The organism is Rhodococcus sp. EPR-157, assembly GCF_001647195.1.
Classification (GTDB): Bacteria; Actinomycetota; Actinomycetes; order Mycobacteriales; family Mycobacteriaceae; genus Rhodococcoides.
The window spans coordinates 1-25,088 of record NZ_LVCV01000063.1; the positions used below are offsets into that span (position 1 = coordinate 1).

The window sequence follows — 25,088 nt, forward strand, 5'->3', positions numbered from 1 at the left end:
GCAGAGTGCTCATCGGCGGCGACGCTGCCCATGCCATGACTCCCTACATGGCCCAGGGTTCGTGCTCGGCCATGCGCGACAGCGGAAACCTCGCCTGGAAACTCGATTTGATACTCACCGGCCGAGCCGGCGACGCGCTCCTGGACACCTACGAGGAAGAACGGCTCTCCCATGTCATCCCCATAGTCGAGGGTTCGCTCGGCACCTGGGCGATGACGATCGAGGAGGACGAGGGCAAGGCGGCAGGCCGCGACGCCTTTCTTCGCTCGGGGCAGGCACCCGAACGGCCGGTGCCCACGTTGACCAGCGGCGTACTGCACCGCGAATCCGACGGATCGATCGCCCTCCCGACCGGTGAGCTCTCACCCCAGGGACGCATGCGTATCGGAGATCGAGAGGGCCTGCTCGACGACCTCCTCGGAGTCTACGGCTTCCAATTGATCAGCTCCGTTCCCATCAGCGATTCTCTGACCGATGCGCAGCGATCCGCCGCCGAACGACTGGGCGTGACCTTCGTCGTTCTCGGCGAGGGTGACGGTCACGCCGCCGACCTCGACGCGACCTACACCACCTGGTTGGCCGGCGCAGGTGCCGTCGCCGCTTTGGTACGGCCGGACTTCTATGTCTTCGGTGTGGCCGACAGTGCCTCGGCCACAACCCGATTGCTCGACGAGCTCGTCGAGCAAATCGGCCTGGCTGCCACTGTCGACGCGTAATCACCTGTGTCAGAACCACTTCATCCCGAGGAGACTGTCGTGACCACCACCCCGTACACCGGAAACGCCGAACGACGAGCTGCAGACCGCTCGGCCATCACCGAGGTTCTGCATCGCTACGCCAACTTGGCCGTCGAGAACGCGGATTTCGACTTCATGGGGAAGACTCTGTTCACCGAGGACGGGGTCTTCGTTCTTCCCGATGGAAGGGCGGTCCCGCGCACCGAGAGCCACCAGATACTCGGCGGAACGGGGCCTACCTTGATTCGGCATCACATCACCACGATCGACATCGAGTTCATCAGCGACGACGAGGCGTCCGCCGACAGCTTCTTCATGGCTCTCACCGACCTCGCGCAGCCCGACCACTGGGGACGGTGGCACGACAGCCTTCGACGTCAGGACGACGGCCGTTGGCTGCTGACCAGCAAGGAACCCATCGCCGACGGATTCGCCCCGCACGGCTGGCTCGGCTCGGTTCTGCTGAAGAATCGCCCCGCTATGGAACCAGGTCGCAGCTGATGGTGTCGACACGATCGGTCGAGGTCACGTCCGGCCTCGTCTATGCCGACACCGACGGGGTTCCACTACATGCCGATCTGTTTCGACCTGCGTCGGACGCCCCTGTTCCCGTCGTCGTCTATGTCCACGGAGGCGGTTTCGAGGTCGGATCTCGAACCGATCGGGCGCAAGAACGATTGATACCCTTTGCTGCCCACGGCGTAGCAGTGTTGTCCGTCGACTACCGGTTGGCTCCGGACGCCCACTTCCCCGCTCCCCTGCACGACGTCAGAAATGCCATCCGATGGATCAGGAACAGCGGATCCGATCACGGACTCGACACCGGCCGAATCGGCATCTGGGGTGCGTCCGCCGGGGCGCTTCTCAGTGCGATGGCCGCGCTGCGCCCCGAGGTGAACGAGCTCGGTGACGCATCGGTACAGGCGGCCGCACTGTGGTTCGGTGTGTACGACGTCGCCGCCGCGGGGGCCCGAAGTTGGTTGGAGGGGGCCGTCCTGCCGTCGTCGTTCGAGAGAGCGTTGCTCGGGGCGCAGGCGCCCGAGTCGGATCTGGCGCGTGAGGCCAGTGCGATCGAATCGGTGTCCGCAGACGCTCCGCCGATCTTGCTGGCCCACGGTGACCGTGACCAGATGGTGTCGATCGCCCAGTCGGCGGATCTGCACCGAGCGCTGGTGCGGGCCGGCAGCAAGACGACGTTCGTCACGGTCGGTGGCGCGGGACACGAGGACGTTCGGTTCGAGACCCACACCCACCTTGCAATGACGGCTGCATTCTTCGAATCCGAACTGACACAAACTATGTGACCGAATTCGGTCGACCGAAGGAGTCAACGATGACTGCAACACCCACCATACCGACCGACGCCGGCAACGGTCCCGTCTTCGACGAGGCCAACGCGCAGTACCGAGGAGCCGCGCGGCACGAGTATCTGGCAACTCTGCGTGAAGGGCCGGTGCCGATCGCGTGGGATCTGTTCGGCCGCGCGCATCTGTTGCGATACCACGATGTGCGATCGGTTTTCCTCGATCCCGAGGGTGCCGTGAATGTCGGTGCAGGTCTGGCCATTGCGCTCGGTGCGACGTCCGGCCCGCTCTTCGACTGGCAATCACACGCGCTCATCGTGCAGAACCCGCCCCGACACACCGCCATGCGGGGGGCCATCAGATCCATCAATGCGCGTCTGGCCCGCCGTCTCGCTCCGCTCATCGAGGAGCAGACCCATCGTTTGGTCGACGAGTTTCCGTCCGACGGCGTCGTCGACCTGGTGCACGCCTTCTGTTTCACCCTGCCCGTGCGGGTCATCATGGGTCTGCTCGGACTGCCCGAGTCGGACGAGGCACAGATCGGCGAATGGTCGCCGCGGGCGTTGCCGTCGCGCCCCGAAGGAGTACCGGACGCCGATCGGGTCAATGCCCTCTTCCGGGAGTATGCAGAGGCGCGTATCGAAGAACGCCGCGCTGCCCCGCGTGACGACGATCTTCTGACCGACCTGATTCATGCTCAGGACAGGGGCGACATCACTCCCGACGAACTGTGGGCGACAGTGCAGACACTCGTTCTCGCCGGACATGAGACGACATCCGGAGCGCTCGCCACGGGAGTGCACGCGATGCTGACACACGACAACCAGTGGGAACAATTGAAATCCGATCCGTCACTTGCCGATGGCGCAGCCGAGGAGATGCTGCGATGGGACGCCGCTGCTCCGGAAATGGGACGAGTACTGACCAGGGACTGGGAGATCGGTGGCCGAATCCTGCACGCAGGTACCGTTGTGGCACTGAACCTTACGTCCGCGAACCGTGACCCACGAGTCTTCGAGAGGCCGGACGAATTCGACATCCGGCGGTCCAATTCCAAGGAGCATCTGAGTTTCGGCGTCGGGATTCACCGCTGCACGGGTGCGCCGGTAGCGCAGGTCGAGATGCCGATTGCCCTGCGCGTTCTGGCGGAGCGGCTCGACCATCTGTCGCTGGCGGAGGAACCCAGCTACGACCCCGGCTTCTTTCGACAGTTCGATTCCCTGCGTGTACATGTTCGGACCAACCCTCGGCGCGCCCGGTGAGCGCGGACGTCGGGCGCCGTTCGACGCGCCCGGACAACCTCGGCACCGACCAGATCACGGACACCGTGCTCTCACAAATCCGCGCGGCCGACCCGAGAACTGGCCAACTGGCGAAGTCCCTCGTGACACACATCCACGACTTCATCCGCGAAAACGGCGTCACGTGGGACGAGTGGATGACGGGACTGGACTTCCTCGCGCGCGTCGGACAATGGACGAGCGAGTCTCGGAACGAGGCAATTCTGATGTCGGACACCTCGGGTAGCTCGACGCTCGTCGATGCACTCAACAACGTCGGTCCGGCAAACATGACGCCGACAACGGTGGAGGGCCCATTCCACTCCGTTGCACCGCCACGACAGATGGGCGACATCATTGCCACGCCGGAACAGTGGGCGCGTGGCGAGTGGACACTCATGCACGGCCGAGTGCTCGACACCGACGGGGTACCCCTGTCCGGTGCGACCGTCGACATCTGGCAGGCCGACCAGACCGGTCTGTACGACGTGCAGGACGCGCACATGCAGCCCGGTGATCTTCGAGCTCTCCTCACCACCGATGAAGACGGGCGGTACTGGTTCCGAACGGTCAAGCCATGCAGCTACCCGGTTCCGACCGACGGTCCGGGTGGTGAGTGGTTGCGGACCACCGGTCGACAACCTATGCGGCCGGCCCACATTCACGTGCGCGTCGAGGCACCGGGACATCGGACGCTCGTCACCCACCTGTTCGTCGCGGAAGACCCTTACCTCGATATCGACGCCGCGTTCGGCGTTCGTGAGGGGCTGGTTCTGGACTTTCCACTCGTCGAGGACGGCCGGTCGATCGCCGACCAAGACATGCCCGGCGCATATTTCGATGTCGAATTCGACCTCGTCTTGGTTGCCGAAGACTGGACGAGTTGACGACTTCACGTGGTCGGACTCTCCCTCTGGAGCCCCTCAATTAGACTTGCGGCGTGAACGATCGGGTCGGTGACTGGCACGTCAGTGGCGTCGTCGAGCTCACCGGCCGCCCGGACGGTGCCGGGCTGCTGCCGCCGGGTTCGGCTGCCACGGTCGCGCGCCAACTGTCGACGTACCTTCGTCGTGCCACCGCTCGCAGTGCACATGTCATCGACGTCGACGGACGCGCCTTGCTGTCCGAACGAGCTCGATTCACCGGCTGGACGCGGCAAGGAAGGCGCTCGGTAGGCGGGCACACCCGACTGCTCCCTACCTCCGACGGTTGGGTCGTAGTGGCATGCGCTCGCCCCGACGACCCTGCGTTGCTCGGCGCTCTGATCGGCCATGACATCACCGAAGTTGATCCGTGGCCTCTTGTCGAAGACTGGATACTCGCTCACGCCCACGAATACTCGAAAATCGAGACCCCTCGACTTCCCGACGGTGCCCGACGTGGAAACACCGACTTCTACCGCTTGCTGCACGGTGGCCACGAATCGCTCGTGATCGATCCGTCCGGATCCGACGTGCCACCCTTTCGGACATCCACAGCACCTGGGCGGCAACAGTTGCGGCGTAGGGGTTTTCGTCGAATCTGCTTCTGAAGATCGACAGTTCGTCGTCCACATCGTCCGACGCAAAAAATTCGGGGCGATCACTTCCGCGGCCCGAGCAGACAGTAGTGTCCACCGCGCTCGCCTAGGTAAGCGGGATCCGCGGCCAGCGGGTCCCCCGGGGCGTCGATACCTGTCCGGGCCGACTATTGCTACGAGCTGAATTCTGCGTACAACTCAGGAAGAAGAGCTGCGAGATGGTTCATCTCCTGTCCACAATGAAGCATCAGGTCTCGGGCAAGATCCAGTCCGACAACGAGATCGGCGGGATCCACCGATGCGCCACGACGCACAGCGCAGGTGGCCTGCTTCAGGTCGGGAACGTGCAGTCCGCGCAGGTTCAGATAAAAGCGACTGCGCATTTCGGCACCATCGTCGAATGGCCTGATCTGATGGGCGAGCCAGCCCAAATCCACCGGTGCGATGGCGCTACCGACTCTTCCCAGGACCACCGTCTGGTCTGCAGGGACGTCGAATCCGTGCAGTCCCGGGTCACGAAAGCCGATCATCAACTGTTGCAGTTTCGGGCCGACGTATTCGTCCACGAACGTTGTGTTGCCGACGTACTTTGCCCTGTCCGGAATGTCGAACGCAGTCCGGTCCTCCGCGAGAGCGGCATACAGGTGAGCGTCGGGATGCCAGAGCTTGTAGCGAGCAGCCTCGGTGGAGTGCCATCCGAACCACCAGTCCCACATCGCCGCCGTGACACGCGGCATCACGGTGCGGACAGCGACGAAAACCACTCCATCGGCGAGTTGTCCGTAACCAGTTTCGATCGATGAGTAGCCGACCGGCCCGAGATCGTTTGTAATCGAGGCGAATCCGGGTATCGCATCGGGGGTCAGGGCTGGGCCGACATACGCGTCCTCGACGGTGGCCGGCGCTGGAGCCGTTCGGTCTGCCATGTAGCGGGCATACGGTCGATCTCGGTCGCCCTCCCGATAGCCCTGGTATCGACCGCCGCATTCCTCGGTCGAGCCCGCCTCGGGTGCCGCGCTCGACTTCGCTGACGGCCCGAGAACAGCTGCGGCCATCGCTGCAGCCGCGCCGAAAACGATCTGTCGTCGCGTCGGCCGCCTATCCATCACAACTACTACTCAACATCTGTTGAGGCTATGGCTACAGCACGGTACATGTCAACGCCCCGACTCCGAGACCACTACATCGCCGGGGCCACGGAGAATTCAGCACGGCGCCGATTCACGCCGGCCGCACTGCTTTACGCGAACTCCGCACGATTGACATGATGCCGATGATCAGGGGCACCTGCAGGAACACGATCGCATTCAGCGCATCGTTCGGGAGCGGAAGCCGATCGAAAAATTGCGCTGTGCCCGTGACGATCAGGACCAGAAGCGTTGCCTGCATCGCCGCGGCGTGGCGACGCTGCCAATCCCGGCGTCTACGGAACGCCACCTGTGTCACTCCGTACCCGGTAAGGGCGATCAGCAGAATCGAGCAGAACTGGATCTACAACGGCGTCGATGGCAGATGCGACGTTGACCTGCAGGCACCAAGACGCACCCCTCTGCATGGTCCGCAGCCTGAGGCGTCCTTCGAACCACCGGGCGAATCGACAGTTCGTCGTCCACATCATCCCTTCGAAGAAGGATCGGCAACATCGTCACCGAACTACCGTAGGCAGTCGATCACCCTTCGCCACGAATCTTGCGGTGAAGTCCGTTCACAGACGAAGTAGCCCACTGCAAACCCTGGCGTGACTCGATGAACGCGAACGGTCGCGTCACAATTCTCTCGTCAACGCCTCAACCGGCCACAACCTCGTACACGTCATCGGCTGCGCTGGCGAGCAACCGGCCTGCCATCTCCTTTTTGAGTTCGGTGAGATGCGCTTCCTCGGCGTCGGTGCGGTCGACTTTGCGTCCCAAGGTGATGAACTCATCAGTGACGAATCCTTCACGCACTTCGAGGCGCAGCGTGCGATTTCGGTAGCCAACGACAAAAACGTAGGCCGCCAGAATGCCGCGATCGGTGCGCGCGAGTGCGGGGTCGACCGTGAAGCGATCGCTCGTGACGGCGCGCGTGACCAGTTCCATCGTGTCACGCACGCCGGGCCCCGCGTGCGCTGTCGCAATGGTGATTTCGCGTCGTTCGACCGGACCACCGTCGGCCAGGAGCGCGAGCGCGCGTTCGAGAACCTTGAAGGCGTGTGCCACTCCCCCTGGATAACCGGGGCCGTGATATTTCGTCACGTCGTCGATCGTGAAGGAGATCGGCATGCCCCGATCGGTCACGTCGAGGCTGCTCGTCGTAGATAGTTGCACAGTCATGCGTTGGTCCTTACCGTGTGGGAGTTGTCGGTCGCGAATCGAGCGATCCAGGGCATGAAGCCGTCGAGGAAGCGTTCGGTGGCGGGCATGAAGTATGCACCGTAGTGCGACATCGGATCGAGAGTGGCGATCACCAATGTTCCTGGTGTACTGACCTTGTCGACGTACACCAATGCTTCACCGGTGGGGAGCGTGATCAACGTCTGCGAGCCCTCCGGTGGTTGTACAACACCGTGATAGTGCCACGAACAGTCACCGACGCCGAGGTGCTCGAAGAACGAGTGGGTCGGGTTGGGGGTCGAGAGCCCGAGGCTCGAGCCGGGCTCGAGCCACCACCAGTAGTTGGTGGGACGGTGTTCCCAACGCACACCGGGCAGGAACTCCGGAAGCGGTTCGCCGCCGCTGAACGACACCACCGTGCCACCTGCTTCGAGTAGTTCGAGGATTCTCGGCGCGGCCGCGGTGAGGAGTCCACGGTGGATACGCTCGGGAATGATGACGGCCTCGTAGCCGGTCAGATCGGTCGCGGGCAGTTCCGGCAGATAGAGCAGTCCCCCGCCGAGATGAGTAGCGTACTTCTCCGTCGTGAGTGCACGATAGTGGTGTGCGCTACCGCCGTACACCGCCGCCACCCCGGAACCTGTGCCAGTAGAAGGAGTGCTCAGGATCGGCGCCCACTCGTCGATTCGCGCAGGCGAACTACTCGACCGGCCCGATTCAGACTGCAGGGCTTCCGCTTCGCCGACGGCCCACGCTGCCAGTTGCTCCGGGATCTTCGACGCCGTGCTGTCCTCTATTCCGACGCTGTATGCGAAGAGGTCCCCGGTTGCATGCACCAATATCGTTCCGGGGGTCGACATTCGATCGATGTACGTCGTCGGTTCGCCGCCTGCGAGCCGAACCAGCACTTCAGCTCCCTCCGGCACCGGATGGTGGCCCCTGGCGAAGAAGCCCGATACGCCGCGGCGGGTGCTCATATCGCCGAGTTCGACGCCCTCGAAAACCGGGTGCGCAGCCACTTCAGCCACCTGGTATGCGGTGCGAGAGGGCGGTGCAACGGGCTTGAAATGGCCTGCTCCCGGCAGCCAGTCACGGTGCAGATGACCGCCGAAGATGACCACTTTTCCGGCGTCGAGAAAGCGCCGGACGACGTCACGAATTCGGCTCAGGTGTTCCTGGTCGACTGTCGAGGACATCACCAGCACTGAAAACGGAACCAGAGCGGAGTCCGAGAGCTCGTAGCAGTCGATCGGTGAGACGTCGAAACCCAAAGCCCCGCTTGCGAAGGGCGAGGACTCACCGGACGGGTACATCGTAACGAGCGCAAACTTGATCATGAGAGTTCCTCTCAGAAGTTCTGATGGGCGCGGCCGGCGGCAGCGATCAGGGCTGCTGTGTAATGGTGTCGAGGGTTGGTCAGCACACGGTCTGTCGGGCCGCTCTCGACCACGTGTCCACCCTGCATGACGACAACCCGATGCGAACCACGTTGTGCCAACGCGAGATCGTGCGTGATATGCAGCATCGCGGTTCCGTGAGTTCGGTTCAAATCCCCCATGAGTTCGACAATCTCGCCCCGCAGGGACGCGTCGAGACCGCTGGTCGGTTCGTCCGCAAGTATCAACCGCGGCCCCGTAACCATCGCCCTGGCGAACGCCACTCGTTGACGCTCTCCACCCGACAGTTCGTGGGCATACCGAACGCTGTAGCGGGCCGCCGGAGTCAAATTCACCGAGTTCAAGGCCTCCATCACGGCTTTGCGACGAGATTCATTGTCACCCATTCGGTGAATCACCATCGACTCGGCCACTATGTCTGCGACCCGCATCGTCGGAGGTAGCGACGCGTACGGATCCTGAAAGATCAGGTGAATGTCTCGTCGGACCCGTCGTACTCGACGGCGCGACAGCCCGACAATGTCGACCCCGTCGAACAGCACTCTTCCGCTCGATGGCTCGACCAATCCGGCGACCGCTTTCGCCACTGTCGACTTACCTGCGCCCGAACCTCCTACCAGAGCGACAGATTCGCCGGCATCGACGGACAGCGAGACCTCGTCGACCGCGATGCGTCCGTGAAACAGAACGGACAAGCGCGAGACTTCCAGCATGACTCCCTGCGCATCCTGCAGTGATCTTGGTGAATCGGACAAGGTCATCGCGCCGTCTCCAAGGGCTCGCCTGGCGTCAGAACGGTCAACGCGTCCATGAGCCGTCGGGTATACGGATGCGCAGGACGGTCGAATATTTCCGACGTCGTGCCAATTTCGACGATCTCTCCATCCTTCATCACCGCGATACGATCGGCGATTCGTTCCATCGATCGAAGGTTGTGCGAAACGATCAGCAGCGCCAGACCGAGCTTTGCTTGCAGATCGGCCAACAAATCCAGAATGTCGTTCTCCACCAACACATCCAGACCACTGGTCGGCTCGTCCGCGACGAGTACCGCAGGACTGTTCATCAATGCCATCGCGATCACTACTCGCTGGCGCATACCACCGGAAAGCTCATGGGGATAGGCATCGATCCGGCCGACGTCGATGCCAACGAGGGCCAGTGACTCCGCGGCCCGCTCTCGTGCTTGCGTCCGGGTACAGGACGTGTGTGCGGTGAGTGCTTCCATCAGCTGGGTACCAACTTTCTGGACGGGATCGAGCGCGCTCATTGCCTCCTGGGGGACAAGAGCAATTCGGTTTCCGCGCATTGCCTGCACGTCGCGAGGAGACATAGTGGTCATGTCCACTCCGCACACCCGCACCGATCCCCCGACAGTCTCCGCACCCGGGGCAAGTAGGCCCATGGTCGACGCCACAACGGTGGACTTCCCGCTGCCCGACTCACCTACCAGTGCCACCGTCTCCCCCGCTGCCACAGTGAAGCTCACGCCGTCGACAACGACGCGGCCTGCGCCGTAGGACACCGTGAGACCGTCCACGGATAGGGCCGCAGCGGTAGCGATCAGCGCAGTGGGCCGCTGTACGGCTTTCTTCGACCGGCGGGAGAGCGCGGGGCGGGCAGTCTCTTCGAGAGCGTTTCCGATCAGTGCAAACCCCAGGACCGTTGCCGCGATCGCAAGTCCTGGCGGGATCACCCACCACAACCATGCGTCGGTAAGAAATGCACTACGCGCGTGCGCCAAAGACAAGACCGAACCCCAACTGACAGCGGAGATGTCACCGAGACCGAGGAACGCAAGCGAGGCCTCGAGCAGAATTGCGGTCTTGGTTGCCAAGATGAACTGCGGAACCGCCAACGGAAGTACTGCCCGCGAGATGTGGCGGCGAAGTACATAGCCGGGGCCTGCGCCCATGGATCTGAGCGATTGAATGTAGTCACGTTCGCGCAACGAGAGCACTTGCGAGCGCAATTCCCGCGCCAATCCGGCCCACAGCACCGACGAAATGACCAGTATCTGTGTCTGCAGACCCGGACCGAAGAACACCCCTATGACGATCGTGAGTGGTAGAACCGGCAGCGACAGAACAACATCGGTGATGCGCATCGACACCGAGTCCACCCAACCCCGACAGTATCCGGCGATCACGCCCACCACAACGCCGATCACAGTCGCAGCCAGTGCCGCAACGACACCGATCAGCAGCGACACACGGGCGCCGTGGATGAGCAACGACAGCAGATCGTGTCCGACATCGTCCGAGCCCAACCAGTGCGAACCCGAAGGCGCGGCAAACGGCCTCGTGACCCGCTCGGTGGGGTCGTAGGGCGCCAGCCACGGTGCGAACACTGCGCATGCGAACAACACCGCGAGGATCGACACACCGACGGCGGCCATTCTCCTCGATCGAGAAGTCACCGCATCGCCGTTCGAGCTATGCCCCCTCATGCCGCCACCGCCGCTGCGGCGCGTTGCTGCCGACGCAACCTCGGGTCGATAAACGGGTAAGCGAGGTCCGCCAACAAGTTGGCAGCGACGATACCCACGGTTGCAAGAAGAAACGCGCCTTGCAGCAAGGGGTAGTCGCGAGTGGTCACTGCGTCGAACGTCAGTTTTCCCAAACCCGGATAGGCGAAGACACTTTCGACCACAACCGCGCCGGAAAGCATGGCCCCGGCGGCCAGGGTCAGACTGGTGAAAACAGGAAGGAGCGCGTTGCGCAGCGCATGGCCGAATGCCACACGCCGCTCGGACAAGCCCTTCGCCCGAGCGAGTCTGATGAACGGTTCCTCGAGTACTCCTACCGTCGAGGCCCTCGCCAGCAGAAAGAAGCCGCCGATGCTGGCAACAGCCAAGGTTGCAACGGGGAGGACCATACGAGTGGCCACCTCGGTAAGCCAGGCCCATCCCGACGCATCGATAGTCGCCGCCCCGTACGAGGGAAACCACCCCAATTGCACCGAGAACACCGCAATCAGAATCATCCCCACCCAGAACCCAGGCATGGAATCGACCGCGAGCACCGACGTGACCGTCGCCGTTTCGCGTTTCGTCCCGCGCCTGAAAGCCGCCCATGTCCCGAGGATCGTCCCGAGCCCAGCCGCAATCGCCACCCCGAAGCCGACCAGCGCCAGGGTCCACGGCAGTTTGTCCATCAGTACGTCCAGCACGGACCTGTTGTGCGATATCGACATTCCCAGGTCACCGTGGAAGAGCCCTGTCCAGAAGGACAGATACTGTTCGGGCACCGATCGGTCCAATCCGTAACCCGCACGAATTTGTTCGACGGATTCAGCCGCGAGATTTCCCTCGGCTCCGCCGTAGAGATACTGGACTGGATCACCCGGCGCGATGAACGGCAAAGCAAAATTCAACGAAACCGCCGCCCACAGCACGAGGAGATACTGCCCGGCTCGACGTGCGAGGAGCATCAGTTGCTCGGAGCGATCGCGTGCGCCTGTTCACTGACCTCGCGTGGGAGGAACGACCACTTGTGGACGATTCCGTACCCCGGTGTTTCTGCCCAACCGTCGAAGGTGTCCGACCGAAATCCCCAGTACTCGTCCGGGTAATACAGGCCGATGGCAGTGGGCTGCTCGTTGAACAGATCCTGAACCTCGTACAGCGCATCGATGCGCGCGTCGTTGGTCTCCGTGCTCTGCCACTTCTCGTACAGCGCGTCGAATTCCGGGTACGCGACGTCGGGGGCCTTCCATAGATTCCCCGAGCGATGCGACATGATGAATTGGGTCGAATCAGCAACGGCGTGTGGCGAATTCGTGGTGACCAGCATGTCGTAGGTCTTCTTCGACGACACCTCCGAGAATGATCCAGCATCGAGTGCAGTGATCGTCACATCGAGCCCGATCGCGCGGAAGTCCTCGACGAGGAGCTCGGCGGACCGCACGTCGGTCGACTGTCCCCCGCTGACGTGAATCGCGAACGCCAGCTTCTCACCGACTGCGTTCTCTCGGAATCCATCCCCGTCGCCGTCGACGAATCCAAGCCCGTCGAGAATGCGGTTCGCGTCCGCGACATCGTAGGGAGTGTTCGTATCCGGCGCCGCGAACGGAGCGTCCGGGTGGACGTAACCCTGGGTGGCTGGACGGCCGCGTCCCAGCGCGACTACGTCGAGGAGCTGCTCACGATCGACCGCGCGACTCAGTGCCGTCCGGAATTTCGGTTCACTGAAGGGCTGTTCGAGAAAGTTGAGCTTGAGTTCGGGGTACTGCAGCGGAGACGCCTCGATGACGCCGATGTCGGAGTCGCTCTGGAATTGATCGATCAGTTCTGGCGCAAGCGGTGTGGTGGATGCATCGATCTGGCCGGAGCGCAGAGCTGTGAAGACCGCCGACGCGTCGGGGATCACCGGCATGACGAGTTCGTCGACGGTCGGCGTGCCGGCGAAGTAGTCCGTGTTGGCCTCGAACCGATAGCCCGAGGTGGGGCTGTAGTCGGCCAGCTCGAACGGTCCGGTGCCGATCGGTAGATCGGTCACCTCCTTGGCCTTGGCCGGGTCGACCGAGCTCCAGATGTGCTCGGGCAAGATCGGACGGTCCGCGAGCGTGACGGTGCCGAGCTCCGGGCACGCATAGTCACACACGAATCTGACGCCGCTCTCGGTCGGTACGACGGTCGAGATCGAGGGCGTGTCGTTGATGTGGTGGGTGAAGCGACCGGTCGGCGCAGCATGCATGAAGTGAAAACTGAACACGACGTCATCGGCTGTGAGTGCTTCGCCATCGTGCCACTTCACGTCGTTTCGAAGCTCGACCTCCCACGTCTTGGCGTCGATCTGGTTCACCGAGGTAGCCAGCCACGGTTGCGGATCTGCGACGTACGGCGACGGAGAGAGGAGTTTGTCGTAGATCAACTCGGTCATCTGGTCTGTCTGACCGACGAAGATGTTCAGCGGGCCGGAATCCTTGTCGACCGCGATGGTCAGGCTCGATGCCGCTGCATCGCCGGTATCGGGATTGCTGTCGGAGGCGCACGCAGAGGCGGCCATCGACGACACGAGCACAAGCGACAGGGCGCATGCTCGACGGCGACTTGCGACCGATAACTTAACCATGGCTGTCCTTAGTGAGGTTTGGCTTGCCTATTTAGATTGTTAGACAGTAAGCATGCCTCGACCAGGACGAAACACCGGGGTGCCAACGAGGGCGGGACTCACGACAGGCTGATGGTCTCTGACCACGAACTCCACGCCCCGATCGGGTGAACCGCCATCGAGTCCGGCGACTACGCAATTGGCGCGCTGGGCTTCTTGGATTTTGCCAACCCGCCGAGGATTTCGTCGGTGTGTTGACCGAGTTCCGGTCCCACGTCGCGGATTGCAACCGATCGCTCGCCGATCACCGGGACGATTCCGGGGAACCCCACGTCGACCGGATTCGGACCACCGGTATCGACGCAAAAGCTCTGGATCATGTTGCGAGACAGGATTTGCTCGTCCTGACATATGTCGGCGGCCGTATGGATGGGTCCACTCGGAACCTCCGCCGCATCGAGTACGGCGAGGGCCTCCGGACGGGTGAGCGTCGCAGCCCACGCCCCGATTGCATCGTCGAGTTCGTCGCGGCGTTTCCATCGACCGGCACCGCCCGCCAATTCTGGATCGGTAGCCAGGTCGACGCGCCCGATCGCGTGCATATATCGAACGAAGATGCCGTCGCCGTTTCCTGCGACGACGATCGAGGATCCATCCGAGCATATGTAGGCGTTCGAGGGAGCGATCCCTTCCATTCGTCCACCGAGTCGCTTTCGTTCGACGCCGTACGCAAGGTAGTCCGGAATCAGCGATTCCATCACCGAGAACATCGATTCGCTCAGAGCGACATCGATGACTCGAGACGACAACGGGAGTGGACCCTCCTTTTCGGAGCGAGACAGGTTATGCAATAGCCCCATGACAGCACCGAAGCCCGCGTACAGCGCGGCGATGGTGTCACCTATGGACACTCCGACACGCACCGGTGGCCGATCGGGATCACCGACCAACTCTCGAAAACCGCTGTACGCCTCTGCAACTGCAGCGAACCCCGGACGTTTGGAGAGAGGCCCTGTCTGACCGAACGCCGAAATTCGTACCACAACCACATTCGGATTGACCGCGTCGAGTTCGGCTGGACCGATACCCCACTTCTCCAACGTCCCGGGCCTGAAGTTCTCGACCACGACGTCACAGGAAGCAACCAAATCGAGGACGTGCGCTCGGCCCTCCTCTGTCTTGAGATCGAGCACGATCGACTTCTTGTTCCGGTTGAGTGTGCGAAACAACATGGAGGTCGTACCGCCGTACAAGCGCCACGATCTTGTCTCGTCACCGGTTATCGGCCGTTCCACCTTGATCACTTCGGCACCGAAGTCCGCGAGCAATCGTGCCGCTGTAGGTCCGGCGATGTAGTTGCCCAGTTCGAGTACACGAAAGCCACTCAGCGGCAGTGCATTCGATTCGGCCAAGGGATCTTGGATGGGCACAACTGCCTCCGTCGCGTGCGGGCGAAAGTGAACTCACCCACAGTACCATTGAGTACGGTACTGAGCGACTGCTTTACCGTCTCGTGATCAGCTCGAAGATCGAATGTACTTCCGCCACAGTGGGAGTGGGTAAGCTGCCTCGCGCATGCACGAACCCGATTCCCGAATACACCAAGATGCCTGCCCGCAACCGCGCCTCCTCCGGATCGAAACCGAGATCCAGCATGGAGCGCTGCACTACCTCGAAGATACGATTGTCCAACTGCCGCACCGCCTCGGCGATCTTGTCGTAGTTTCGAGCCCAGTCGCGAACAGCCGACTCCACCGCCCAAGTTCGCTGGTCGATCAATATCTCCGCCATTATCCGTAGGCGTTGCTCTACCTCGACGGACTCCAGACCCATCAACCCGCGAAGCGTGTCATTCTGACTGTCGCACCACTTGTCCGCAATGGCTTCCATCAACTTGTCGATATCCGCGAAATGCCAATAGAAGCTACCTTTGGTCACCTCGAGACGTTCGCACAGTCTTGTGATTTTCACCCCGGAGACTCCGTCGGACGCCATCAGCTCGAACGAAGCGTTGATCCAGTCGTCAACCGACAACCGCCTTGCGCGCCGCGCGGGCTTGGCATCGACCTTCGCTCCCGCGGACTTCTTCGCGGGTACGCGGCGCGACGGTGACGCCTTGCGTATGCCTGCCATCAGAGTGAGCTCCTCCCAGTTCGTGCGGCGTGCCGCCCTTCGATCGTACGATCCGTAGCCCTCATCCGGCGGAAAGGCTATCGAGGACCACCTGACGAACGAGCGGGTTCTGCATCAGTTGCAGATGATTCGTACGATCGCTTCCGTCCAGGCTCTGAAGGATCCTGTTGTCGCTACCAGGCACTGCAGCCGATAGAGGATCGGTCATGAGCCCGTCGAACAGTGAAATCACGTTGACGTACCGCACCCCGGGAGTGGTCCACCCCCCGCGCGCGGCGTCGAACATGTAGCCCGAATCGGCGACGATCTGGCCGCACGCCGCGCAGGCCGGATCGAGTAGGGGCTTCTCGAGGGCCGCGAGCTCGTCGTAGATTCCGATGCTCCGATTGAACGCAGCCAATGTGCCGAGCCCAGCGATATCGGTGCCGTTCCACAGAGGCCCCACGGTCACCAGCGTCTCGACGGACTGAGAACCGGAGTGAGCAATCCAGTGCTGGGCAACCAACCCGCCTGCGCCGTGCGCAAGCACCTGCACTCGCTCGGCACCGGTACGCTGCCGAACCGAGTCGACGAACGCACCGAACTCGACTGCCGAATCCTCTATTCGCGCCAGTCCTGCCACCTGCCCGAGGCCTACCTGCTGCATCACACTCTGCAACTGCACTGATACCGCAGACTCGCCGTAGGTGAACGCGAAGGCACACTGCCCGCCGACCTCGTCGAGCCAGCCGTCCCATTCGCGCTGCGACGATGCTAGATCGTGAACCAACACGGTGGGTGTCGTGCATGTCATCGGAGACATTGCGGCCGGGGACGCCGAGGCAGAAAAAGGTATGGCAATCGCAATCGCAATCGCAATCGAGAGTGCAACCAGACCACGCGGTACCCGACCGACGTTCTCACGCAACCGCATCCATCTCCCCGTTCAGTCGAATCAGCAAAAGTGATTCTCCACACCATACAGTGCGGTATGGTGCGTGACACATCAATCCGCGCACTCGGAGGCCCTACGCATGACATACGACGTGACCCGCCGAAACGTACTTCGGGCGTTGGGTTTGGGAGCAGCGACGGTGGCGCTCGGCGGTGTCAGCAGCTCACGGGCGTTCACGTCGCCGGCGAACAACGGTTTCGAGAGCCCGTTGCTGTTCCATTCGCCCAACGTCGTTCCGTTTCGCGATCCCCTGCCGACACCGTCGACGGTCACCGGCTCTAATCTTGCAGTCGACGCAGTGACCGCGACGCACAGGTTCCATGCGGACATGCCGGAAGTGCCCACTCTCGCGTACCACTGCGGACCGAACGCGCAGCCCGGTTATCTCGGGCCCACCATCGAAGCGCAGTCCGACGAGCAACTGACACTGCGGTTCTCCAACAGCATGGGTGTCCACCCCATGGCCCGCGACATGGACGTCTCGCTGCACGGCGTCACCGAGAGTTTCCGCACCGTGACTCCTATGTCTTTGCACCTGCACGGTGGCGTGACTCCGCCTGACAGCGACGGGAACCCGGAACAACTCACCCGTCCCGGAGGAAGCATCGTCCATCAGTTCCCGAACCGGCAGGAGGCTGCGCCGCTGTGGTATCACGACCACGCCATGGCCATCACCCGCGTCAACGTCTATGCCGGTCTCGCCGGAATGTACCTGCTGCGTGACCGCTTCGACACCGGCCTACTCGACAACCCCCTCGGACTCCCAGCCGGTGAATTCGAGCTGCCGTTGGTAATGCAGGAAAAGATCTTTCGCGAAGACGGTCACCTGAGTATCCGGTCGACTCGCATCGTGCCGGAAGGTTCGTGGGAAGGCGGTGCCGTCGGTGACGTCGGACTCGTGAATGGCAAAATCTGGCCCGAACTCACCGTCGCCCGAGGCCTGTATCGCTTTCGCATGATCAACGCCGCGTCGTACAGCGTGTGGAACCTGCATTTCGAGAATCACCTGCGGTTCTGGGTCATCGGAAACGACGGCGGATTGCTCGACGCACCGGTGCCCGTCACCTCGATCAGGATCGCCCCCGGTGAGAGATACGACGTGCTGGTGGACTTCTCCGGGTACGACGCAGGTACGACGGTCGAGTTGAGAAACGACGAGGCCCCGCCTTTTCAAGCTGCCGTCATCGGCGCAGTGACGATGCCGCTGCTCTGCCGATTTCGCGTCGGCTCCGCGCGCGGATTCACCGGCGGCGTACCGACATCACTGCGCGGCGGACGCGGCCCCACCCCGATCGAACCAATCCAGCAGCCGACCAAGATCCGCATCGTCACTCTCAGCCAACCCTATGCGCTACGAAATCCACCGGCGATCATGTCGCTCAACAACCTTCGTTACAGTGACCCGGATATCGAGATGCCGCGACCCGGCACCGTCGAGCAATGGAACATCGTCAACATCACCCCGGATCCGCATCCGATTCATATCCATCTCGTCACGTTCCGGATTCTGGGTCGCACTCCCCTGCGCACCGTCGACTACCAGGTGGCACATCCACAGCCCGACATCGGTATCAAGTGGACCCCCGACCCGGAGGGCTTCCTCGCTGGACCGATGACCCCGCCTGCACCATGGGAAGCCGGATGGAAAGACACGGTACGAGTCGACGGAGGCACGGTCACTCGCATCATCGTTCGCTTCCCGACAGCCGACGAACTTGGATTCGATCCCGATGCCACCTTCGCTCGACCGGCCGAGGCGACCGTCCCGGCGCCGAGCGTCGCACACGGTGGGAACCACGACCCCATGCACGACGCCCACAACGGAGTGGAGCATTCCGACCATCCGGCCGGCGATCTGCAGGGTTACGTCTGGCACTGCCACCTCCTCGACCACGAGGATCACGACATGATGCTCAAGTATCGGATAGTGCAGTGACACCACCTCTCCGGAACGCCACCCGGGCGACCATCAAGGCAACTGCGTCGGTCGGTGAGTTCTATGGGATGTCATTGGACACCGCAGTTGCGCTGGGACGTAGAGACTTTCAGTGGCGCGAGTTCGTCGATCAGAGCTGGTTCATCGCCCGGGTGTCCCTGCTACCTACGATCGTGATGTCGATACCGTTCACTGTTCTGGTCGTGTTCACCCTGAACTCGTTGCTGTCCGAACTGGGAGCCTCCGATCTGAGCGGAGCGGGGGCCGGATTGGGAGCCGTGACCCAGATCGGTCCCCTTGTCACCGTTCTCGTCGTTGCCGGTGCTGCGGCGACGGCGATTGCCGCGGACCTGGGATCGCGCACCATACGCGAAGAGGTAGCAGCCATGGAGGTGCTCGGCATCGATCCCATTCACCGACTCGTCGTGCCCCGGGTCGTTGCCTGCACCATGATCGCAGCGCTGTTGAACGGCGCGGTCTGCACTATCGGCCTTGTGGGCGGCTTCTTCTTCTCGGTGTATCTACAGGACGTCACACCCGGTGCGTACGTCGCGGGCATCACCCTGCTCGTCGGACTGCCGGAGTTGATCCTGTCCGAGATCAAGGCCGCCCTGTTCGGTCTGCTGGCCGCGCTGATCGCCTGCTACCGCGGCCTGTCCGTCGTGGGCGGCCCCAGGAGCGTCGGCGAGGCCGTGAACGAGACCGTCGTGTTCTCCTTCGTCGCACTGTTTCTCGTCAATCTGGTGCTGACTTCGGTCGGCCTCGCACTGAGTGATCGGTGAGGGAGGTGACGGGGTTCGACTTCGCATTCACCGTGCGCGGCCGCTACCGCGGACTCCTCCGCGGAATCGACAATTTCGGTGAGATGGCCTTGTTCTTCGGACGCGCCATCGCGTCCACAGGAAAGGCCGCGCGAGCCTACCGAACCGAAACGCTCCGCGTGCTCGCCGAGATCAGTCTCGGCACAGGCGCTCTCGCAGCTGTCGGGGGAAGCATCGTCGTACTGGGTTTCCTCACCATGTTCGCCGGCGCGACCGTTGCCGTGCAGGGGTTCGATTCACTGGGAAACATCGGCGTCGATGCGCTCACTGGCTTCCTCGCTGCGTACGTCAACGTCCGCGTGGTAGCACCGATCACCGCAGGCGTGGGCCTCGCGGCGACGATCGGGGCGGGCACCACCGCCCAGCTGGGCGCGATGCGCATCAGTGAAGAGATCGATGCGCTCGAAGTCATGGCGATCAAATCGGTGCCGTATCTGGTCGGAACCCGAGTCCTCGCGGGCATGATCGCGGTAGTGCCTCTGTACTCGCTGTCTTTGATTACGTCGTTTCTGGCCAGTCGGATCGCTACGGTCGTCGTTCTCGGCCAATCCGGTGGCGTCTACGACCACTACTTCTCGACATTCCTCGTCCCCTCGGACGTGCTGTGGTCCTTCCTTCAAGTGTTCGTGATGGCCACTGCCGTCATGCTCATCCACACCTACTACGGCTACACGGCATCAGGCGGGCCCGCCGGGGTGGGGACCGCTACGGGCAGGGCAGTACGACTGTCACTGATCACTGTCGTCATGGTGACATTGATGATTTCCCTGGCCTTGTACGGCAACTCCCGATCCGTACATCTGGCGGGATGACATGGACACCTCGCGCCGCATCCGATCGGCCGCACCCCGTCTCGCTGCCGGAGTCCTGGCAACACTCCTCGTACTCGCGGTGACGGCCACCTGTCTGGCGTTCACGGGTTGGGTCAAGGACGCCGTCGACCCACCGACGTGGGTGACGCTCCGGTCGGACCGCGGTGGTCTGGTGATGCAACCTGGCGCCCTCGTGAAACTGCACGGTGTGGAAGTGGGAACGGTGGGCGCCGTCCGGTCCGTGGCGGACGGTGCCGTCGTGGAGCTTCGGATCGACGCTTCTGCAGCACAGGGCATTCCAGAGAACATCGAAGCGCGGATCGCAGCGACCACGATCTTCGGTTCGAAGTTCGTCACCCTGACCGAACCCGAGAATCCGTCGAATAGTCCGATATCCTCCGGCGCTGTCATCGCATCCTCCTCGGTGACAGTCGAGGTCAACACCGTGTTCGAGACCCTGACGCAGGTGCTGTCGGCGGTCGAACCGGACAAGCTGAACGCCACGCTGACCTCGCTGGCCACCGCCCTCGGTGGCCGCGGGAGCGAGCTCGGCCTCAGTCTCGACGACACGAACGCACTGTTGGCCGCCGTGGAACCCCGTGTTCCGACACTGCAGCGCGACATCGTCTCGGGAGCGAACGTGACCGAGACCTTGGCGGACGCAACACCGGATCTGTTGACGAATCTGGAAAGTCTGACGACGACCGGACGAAGCATCGTCGACAAAGCAGGAACGCTCGACGCCATGTTGCTCAGTGTGATCGGGATGGCAGATGTGGGCAATCAAGTGCTGTCGAAGAATGCGGAAGGTATGTCTAGCTTCGTGCACGAATTGAAACCGACGACCGAACTACTCGAGGAGTATTCGCCGGAGTTCACGTGCTTCCTTCAGGGAGCCGATCGAGCCCGAGTCGGGGCCGAGGAAGTCTCGGGCGGAAACGGACGAACCATGTTGCTCAACAGCACGGTCCTGTTCGGCATCCCGCCGTACACTTACGAGTCCGATCTGCCCCGAGTAGCGGCCTCCGGTGGCCCGCGGTGCGGAGCGCTGCCATTCGTGCCGAACGACGCGGTGCCGACACCGTACGTGGTGGCCGACACCGGATCGAACCCTTTCCGCGCCCGCAACACCGGCCCGGTTGTTTCCCCGAGTTCGATACTCGACTTTCTGCCCGGCGGGCTCGCCGCACCGGCTGGTGCCCGATGACACGCACATCCACGACGATCAAGCTGATCGTGTTCATGGTCGTCATGACCGCCATACTCGCCTGTCTGGTAGTCGTTTTCGGACAGATCAGGTTCGAATCCACCACGTCCTACCGCGCGATCTTCACCAGTGCATCCGGCCTGCGCGGCGGTGACTTCGTTCGAGTGGCCGGAGTGGAGGTCGGTAAGGTCAGCGAGGTTGCGATCGTCGACAACAACCATGCGGCAGTTGGCATCGACGTCGGTGACAGCTACGTGGTGACCTCGTCCACCACCGCCACGGTCCGCTATCAGAACCTCGTCGGCGACCGCTACCTCGAGCTCGCCGACGGCCCCGGAGACGCCGACCCGCTCGCGGGCGACGCCACGATTCCACTCGAAAAGACCTCACCCGCACTGGACCTGGATCAATTGATCGGCAGCTTCGAGCCGCTCTTCTCGGCCGTCGATCCGTCGAAAGTCAATGATCTGGCGGCCGAACTCGTCTCGACGCTGCAGGGACAGGGCGGGTCGATCGCATCCCTGCTCGCCCACACGGCGACGCTGACCGCGTCCCTTGCCGACCGGGACCAGGTGATCGGTCAGGTCATCACCAACCTGGACACGACCTTGACGACTTTGGCCGATCAGAAGGACGAGGTGTCGACCGCACTCGAGCGCGCACAGAACCTGGCGTCGGGTCTGGCGGCCGACAGCGCAGCGTGGGGGACTGCACTGACGAACATCGATTCGTCTGCGGCAACGGTCGCAGACCTGCTGACCGATGCGAGGCCGCCACTACAGTCCACGCTCGTCGAACTGAATCGAACTGCTGTGCAACTCGACTCGGAGAAGGACACCATCGGTAGCATCACCTCGCGACTGCCTGACACCTACGCAGCGCTCAGTCGGCTCGGTGCATACGGGAATTTCTTCAATTACTACCTGTGCGGTATCAAACTCAAGATCGACACACCCGACGGACAAGGCCTGACCACGCCGCTCATCGGCCAGGAGACGGGAAGGTGTGCACCGCGATGAATCAGCGAGTACGCGATCGCAACACGGTCCGCTTGGGAGTTGTCGGCACCATCCTGGCGGTATTGGTCACCGTGGTGGCAACTCACGTGTCGTCACTGCCGATCGTGTCTGCGGGGACGGTGTACAGCGGCGTGTTTCGGGACACGGGCGGACTCGTGGTCGGTGGAGATGTCGAGGTTGCCGGAGTCGTCGTCGGCAAGGTGACCGATATCGACATCGACTCGGACACCGTCGTGATCGCCTTCACGATCAGCGGCGACGTCGAATTGCGAGAAGACTCTCGCCTGTCCATACCGACGCAGACCGTCCTCGGAACGAAAAACCTGCGCATCGATCCCGGCATCCGAGGACGTCTCGACCCCGGGGCACAGATCGGCCTGGACAACACCACGAGTCCCTACCAATTGACCGACGCCTTGGGAGATCTGACCAGTGACGTCACCGAACTGGACACCGACGAACTCGCCGACGCCATGCGCGTGACCACAGATGTACTCGAGCAGACACCGGCAGGCCTCGCTGCCGCCGTCGACGGCGTCGGACGACTGTCTGCGACCATCGCCTCCCGCGACGAATCACTGCGATCGTTGCTTGCAACCGCGGAACAGGTCACCAGCGTGCTGGCCACGCGAAGCGAACAGATCGACACTCTCATCGTCGATGCCGACACCATCCTGGGCGAATTGAACCGCCGTCGAGCCGTCGTCGATCGACTGTTCGACAGTGTCACCGCCCTGGCTCAGCAACTCAGCGGTCTCGTCGCCGACAACGAGGCCCAACTGGGATCGACACTGGCGTCGTTGGATTCGGTACTCGAGGTGCTGGAGGAGAACCGAACAAACATCGGCGAAGCAATAGCCGATCTGGGGCCGTACATCACCCAACTCGGTGAAGCCGTGTCGAGTGGACCCTTCTTCAACTCGTACATTCAGAACCTCATACCCGGACAGATCATCTCACCGTTCATCCGGGCCGCACTCGGCCTCGGTCCCGCCCCCGGTGAATCTGCCAGCGTCAACCCGCTGTCCGCCATCGACGGAGCGCCGCGATGACGGGCCGCAGGTGGCAGGTTGCCCTCATCGGCGTGGGTTTGGCGGTGCTCGCCGTTGTGTCGTACACGGTCGTCCCCCGTATGACCACCACCTCCATCGTCGTCGAATTTGCCAGTACCACTGGCCTGTACGTCGGCGACGACGTGAGAATCATGGGTGTCGATGTCGGCACCGTCGCGTCGATCGAACCTCGTGGAGATCACGCCGAAGTCCAACTGCGGGTCGACTCGTCTCGTCCGGTGCCCGCCGACGCCATCGCCGTCATCGTCTCCCACAGCTTGGTCGCAAGCCGCTTCGTGCAGCTGGCTCCGGCATACACCGGTGGCCCCATGATCGATGACGGGCAGCGAATCCCCATCTCACGCACTGCAGTTCCCGTAGAGTGGGATCAGATCAAAGCGCAGCTGTCTCGGGTGGCCGACGCCCTGGGGACGGCGGCACCCGATCAGCAGGCCCCCCTCGGAGCCCTCGTCGATGCTGCCGACGCCAACCTGCGGGGTCAGGGACAAAACCTTGCCACCACCCTCGTTCAACTCTCCGATGCACTGAAGACGTTGTCCGACGGTCGAACCGACTTGTTCGCCGTCGTCCGCAATCTGCAAGTATTCGTCTCGGCGCTGTCGGCGAGCGGGCAGCAGATCGTCAACTTCAACGACTCGATGGCATCGATCACCGAGGTTCTCGGGAACAACTCCGAACAGATCGGCTCGGCGCTGACCGCCTTGGACGTGGCTGTCGGTGACGTACAACGATTCGTCTCCGCCAATCGGGACGGTCTCGATGACACACTCCGCAGCCTGCAGACCGTGGTCGGTGAGCTCGCCGCGCAGCGTGACGGAATTGCCCAGGTCCTGCACGTCGCACCCACCGCGTTGTCCAATCTGAACAACATCTACCAGCCTGCGCACAATGCCATCGTCTCCGCGCTCGCCCCCAACAACTTCGCCAATCCTATGGATTTCATCTGTTCGGCCATCGCCGCAGCAGAGGAGGTAGGAGCCCAGGAAGGCGCAAACCTGTGTGTGCAGTATCTCGGTCCGCTACTGAAGACATTGGCGTTCGACTATCTGCCGCTGTCCACCAACCCGATCCACGGCGTCGGAGCACTGCCGGATCAACTGGTCTACAGCGAATCCGCCCTCGAGCCGACGGCTTCGGCTCCGGCACCGTCGCCGGCGTCATTGACGGACCTGCTGCTTCCGGGAGGCGGACAATGACGACACCACGTTCGATAGTGCCGGTCACTGGGGCCGCACTCGTTCTGCTGACGTCCGGGTGCGGCTGGCAGGGGCTCAATTCGCTACCACTTCCCGGCACCGAAGGTGAAGGGCCAGGATCATATTCGATTTCGATAGAGATGCCGGACGTCTCCACGATCGATCGGAATTCGCGGGTTCTCGTCTCCGATGTCACCGTTGGACGCGTCGCTGACATCGCACTCGACAACGGACACGCCCTGGTGACCGTGCACGTCAACGCCGATGTCGCGTTGCCGGACAACGCCGTAGCAGCGGTCGGCCAGACCAGCTTGCTCGGATCCACCCATATCGAACTGGCCGCGCCGACCACCG

At 62.6% G+C, this 25,088-nt stretch carries 25 protein-coding genes; 14 read left to right on the forward strand and 11 right to left on the reverse strand.

The genetic code is table 11. From position 1 onward, the window contains the following. The 6 genes from A2J03_RS02660 to A2J03_RS02685 all read left to right on the forward strand — a co-directional run. Positions 1-716: FAD-dependent monooxygenase (locus A2J03_RS02660; RefSeq protein ID WP_197480591.1), on the forward strand; the 716-nt coding region annotated here is incomplete at its 5' end. Positions 717-755: 39 nt separating this feature from the next. Further along, on the forward strand, positions 756-1,238 hold the full coding sequence (locus A2J03_RS02665) for a nuclear transport factor 2 family protein (RefSeq protein WP_197480592.1): 483 nt from the start codon (positions 756-758) through the stop codon (positions 1,236-1,238). Further along, entirely contained in the window at positions 1,238-2,041 is an 804-nt protein-coding gene (locus A2J03_RS02670) for an alpha/beta hydrolase (RefSeq protein WP_068369365.1), read from the forward strand. Before A2J03_RS02665 ends, A2J03_RS02670 begins: the two co-directional genes overlap by 1 nt. A 29-nt stretch (positions 2,042-2,070) precedes the next feature. Then, complete coding sequence (locus A2J03_RS02675) at positions 2,071-3,303, forward strand: cytochrome P450 (RefSeq protein ID WP_156520161.1); 1,233 nt, start codon at positions 2,071-2,073, stop codon at positions 3,301-3,303. After that, entirely contained in the window at positions 3,300-4,208 is a 909-nt protein-coding gene (locus A2J03_RS02680) for a dioxygenase family protein (RefSeq protein WP_068369371.1), read from the forward strand. Before A2J03_RS02675 ends, A2J03_RS02680 begins: the two co-directional genes overlap by 4 nt. A gap of 53 nt (positions 4,209-4,261) precedes the next feature. Beyond that, positions 4,262-4,852: a hypothetical protein gene (locus tag A2J03_RS02685; protein ID WP_068369375.1), complete on the forward strand. Its 591-nt coding sequence runs from the start codon at positions 4,262-4,264 to the stop codon at positions 4,850-4,852. 161 nt (positions 4,853-5,013) lie between these two features. Here the strand turns inward: A2J03_RS02685 and A2J03_RS02690 are convergent, their stop codons facing one another. The 11 genes from A2J03_RS02690 to A2J03_RS02740 all read right to left on the reverse strand — a co-directional run bounded on the left by A2J03_RS02690 (position 5,014) and on the right by A2J03_RS02740 (position 16,529). Beyond that, entirely contained in the window at positions 5,014-5,946 is a 933-nt protein-coding gene (locus A2J03_RS02690) for a DAPG hydrolase family protein (protein ID WP_231912332.1), read from the reverse strand. A 115-nt stretch (positions 5,947-6,061) separates the two neighbouring features. Then, positions 6,062-6,277, reverse strand: coding sequence for a hypothetical protein (locus A2J03_RS30305; RefSeq protein WP_156520162.1), 216 nt, complete (start codon positions 6,275-6,277; stop codon positions 6,062-6,064). 350 nt (positions 6,278-6,627) lie between these two features. Further along, positions 6,628-7,152: a hypothetical protein gene (locus A2J03_RS02700; RefSeq protein ID WP_068369384.1), complete on the reverse strand. Its 525-nt coding sequence runs from the start codon at positions 7,150-7,152 to the stop codon at positions 6,628-6,630. Further along, positions 7,149-8,489 (reverse strand): hypothetical protein, encoded by a 1,341-nt coding sequence (locus A2J03_RS29655; protein ID WP_082897546.1) that lies wholly within the window; start codon positions 8,487-8,489, stop codon positions 7,149-7,151. Before A2J03_RS29655 ends, A2J03_RS02700 begins: the two co-directional genes overlap by 4 nt. An 11-nt stretch (positions 8,490-8,500) precedes the next feature. Then, on the reverse strand, positions 8,501-9,310 hold the full coding sequence (locus A2J03_RS02710; RefSeq protein WP_082897547.1) for an ABC transporter ATP-binding protein: 810 nt from the start codon (positions 9,308-9,310) through the stop codon (positions 8,501-8,503). After that, entirely contained in the window at positions 9,307-10,947 is a 1,641-nt protein-coding gene (locus A2J03_RS02715) for a dipeptide/oligopeptide/nickel ABC transporter permease/ATP-binding protein (protein ID WP_231912333.1), read from the reverse strand. Before A2J03_RS02715 ends, A2J03_RS02710 begins: the two co-directional genes overlap by 4 nt. 47 nt (positions 10,948-10,994) lie before the next feature. Next, a complete protein-coding gene (locus A2J03_RS02720; protein WP_068369388.1) occupies positions 10,995-11,981 on the reverse strand; it encodes an ABC transporter permease in 987 nt (328 codons plus the stop codon). Beyond that, positions 11,981-13,624 (reverse strand): ABC transporter substrate-binding protein, encoded by a 1,644-nt coding sequence (locus A2J03_RS02725; RefSeq protein ID WP_082897549.1) that lies wholly within the window; start codon positions 13,622-13,624, stop codon positions 11,981-11,983. Before A2J03_RS02725 ends, A2J03_RS02720 begins: the two co-directional genes overlap by 1 nt. A gap of 170 nt (positions 13,625-13,794) precedes the next feature. Next, positions 13,795-15,033, reverse strand: a complete 1,239-nt coding sequence (locus A2J03_RS02730; protein WP_068369390.1) for a CaiB/BaiF CoA transferase family protein — start codon at positions 15,031-15,033, stop codon at positions 13,795-13,797. A 73-nt stretch (positions 15,034-15,106) separates the two neighbouring features. Further along, complete coding sequence (locus A2J03_RS02735; protein ID WP_068369392.1) at positions 15,107-15,736, reverse strand: TetR/AcrR family transcriptional regulator; 630 nt, start codon at positions 15,734-15,736, stop codon at positions 15,107-15,109. Between the two features lie 61 nt (positions 15,737-15,797). Continuing rightward, positions 15,798-16,529 (reverse strand): esterase/lipase family protein, encoded by a 732-nt coding sequence (locus tag A2J03_RS02740; RefSeq protein ID WP_231912334.1) that lies wholly within the window; start codon positions 16,527-16,529, stop codon positions 15,798-15,800. Positions 16,530-16,749: 220 nt separating this feature from the next. Here A2J03_RS02740 and A2J03_RS02745 point away from each other — a divergent pair, with 220 nt between their 5' ends. The 8 genes from A2J03_RS02745 to A2J03_RS02780 all read left to right on the forward strand — a co-directional run. Continuing rightward, positions 16,750-18,606, forward strand: coding sequence for a multicopper oxidase domain-containing protein (locus tag A2J03_RS02745; RefSeq protein WP_068369397.1), 1,857 nt, complete (start codon positions 16,750-16,752; stop codon positions 18,604-18,606). Further along, positions 18,603-19,388, forward strand: coding sequence for an MlaE family ABC transporter permease (locus A2J03_RS02750; RefSeq protein ID WP_082897550.1), 786 nt, complete (start codon positions 18,603-18,605; stop codon positions 19,386-19,388). The genes A2J03_RS02745 and A2J03_RS02750 overlap by 4 nt, the downstream gene beginning before the upstream one ends. A gap of 83 nt (positions 19,389-19,471) precedes the next feature. Next, positions 19,472-20,239 (forward strand): ABC transporter permease, encoded by a 768-nt coding sequence (locus tag A2J03_RS02755; protein WP_231912336.1) that lies wholly within the window; start codon positions 19,472-19,474, stop codon positions 20,237-20,239. Between the two features lies 1 nt (position 20,240). Beyond that, positions 20,241-21,446: an MCE family protein gene (locus A2J03_RS02760; protein WP_068369400.1), complete on the forward strand. Its 1,206-nt coding sequence runs from the start codon at positions 20,241-20,243 to the stop codon at positions 21,444-21,446. After that, a complete protein-coding gene (locus tag A2J03_RS02765) occupies positions 21,443-22,465 on the forward strand; it encodes an MCE family protein (protein WP_068369402.1) in 1,023 nt (340 codons plus the stop codon). Before A2J03_RS02760 ends, A2J03_RS02765 begins: the two co-directional genes overlap by 4 nt. Further along, the gene (locus tag A2J03_RS02770; RefSeq protein ID WP_231912335.1) at positions 22,462-23,517 is read left to right on the forward strand and encodes an MCE family protein; all 1,056 of its coding nucleotides are present in this window, start codon (positions 22,462-22,464) and stop codon (positions 23,515-23,517) included. Before A2J03_RS02765 ends, A2J03_RS02770 begins: the two co-directional genes overlap by 4 nt. After that, the gene (locus A2J03_RS02775) at positions 23,514-24,734 is read left to right on the forward strand and encodes an MCE family protein (protein WP_068369406.1); all 1,221 of its coding nucleotides are present in this window, start codon (positions 23,514-23,516) and stop codon (positions 24,732-24,734) included. The genes A2J03_RS02770 and A2J03_RS02775 overlap by 4 nt, the downstream gene beginning before the upstream one ends. Beyond that, positions 24,731-25,088, forward strand: a 358-nt coding sequence (locus tag A2J03_RS02780; RefSeq protein ID WP_156520163.1) for an MlaD family protein, incomplete at its 3' end; no start/stop codon positions are given. The genes A2J03_RS02775 and A2J03_RS02780, both read left to right, overlap by 4 nt.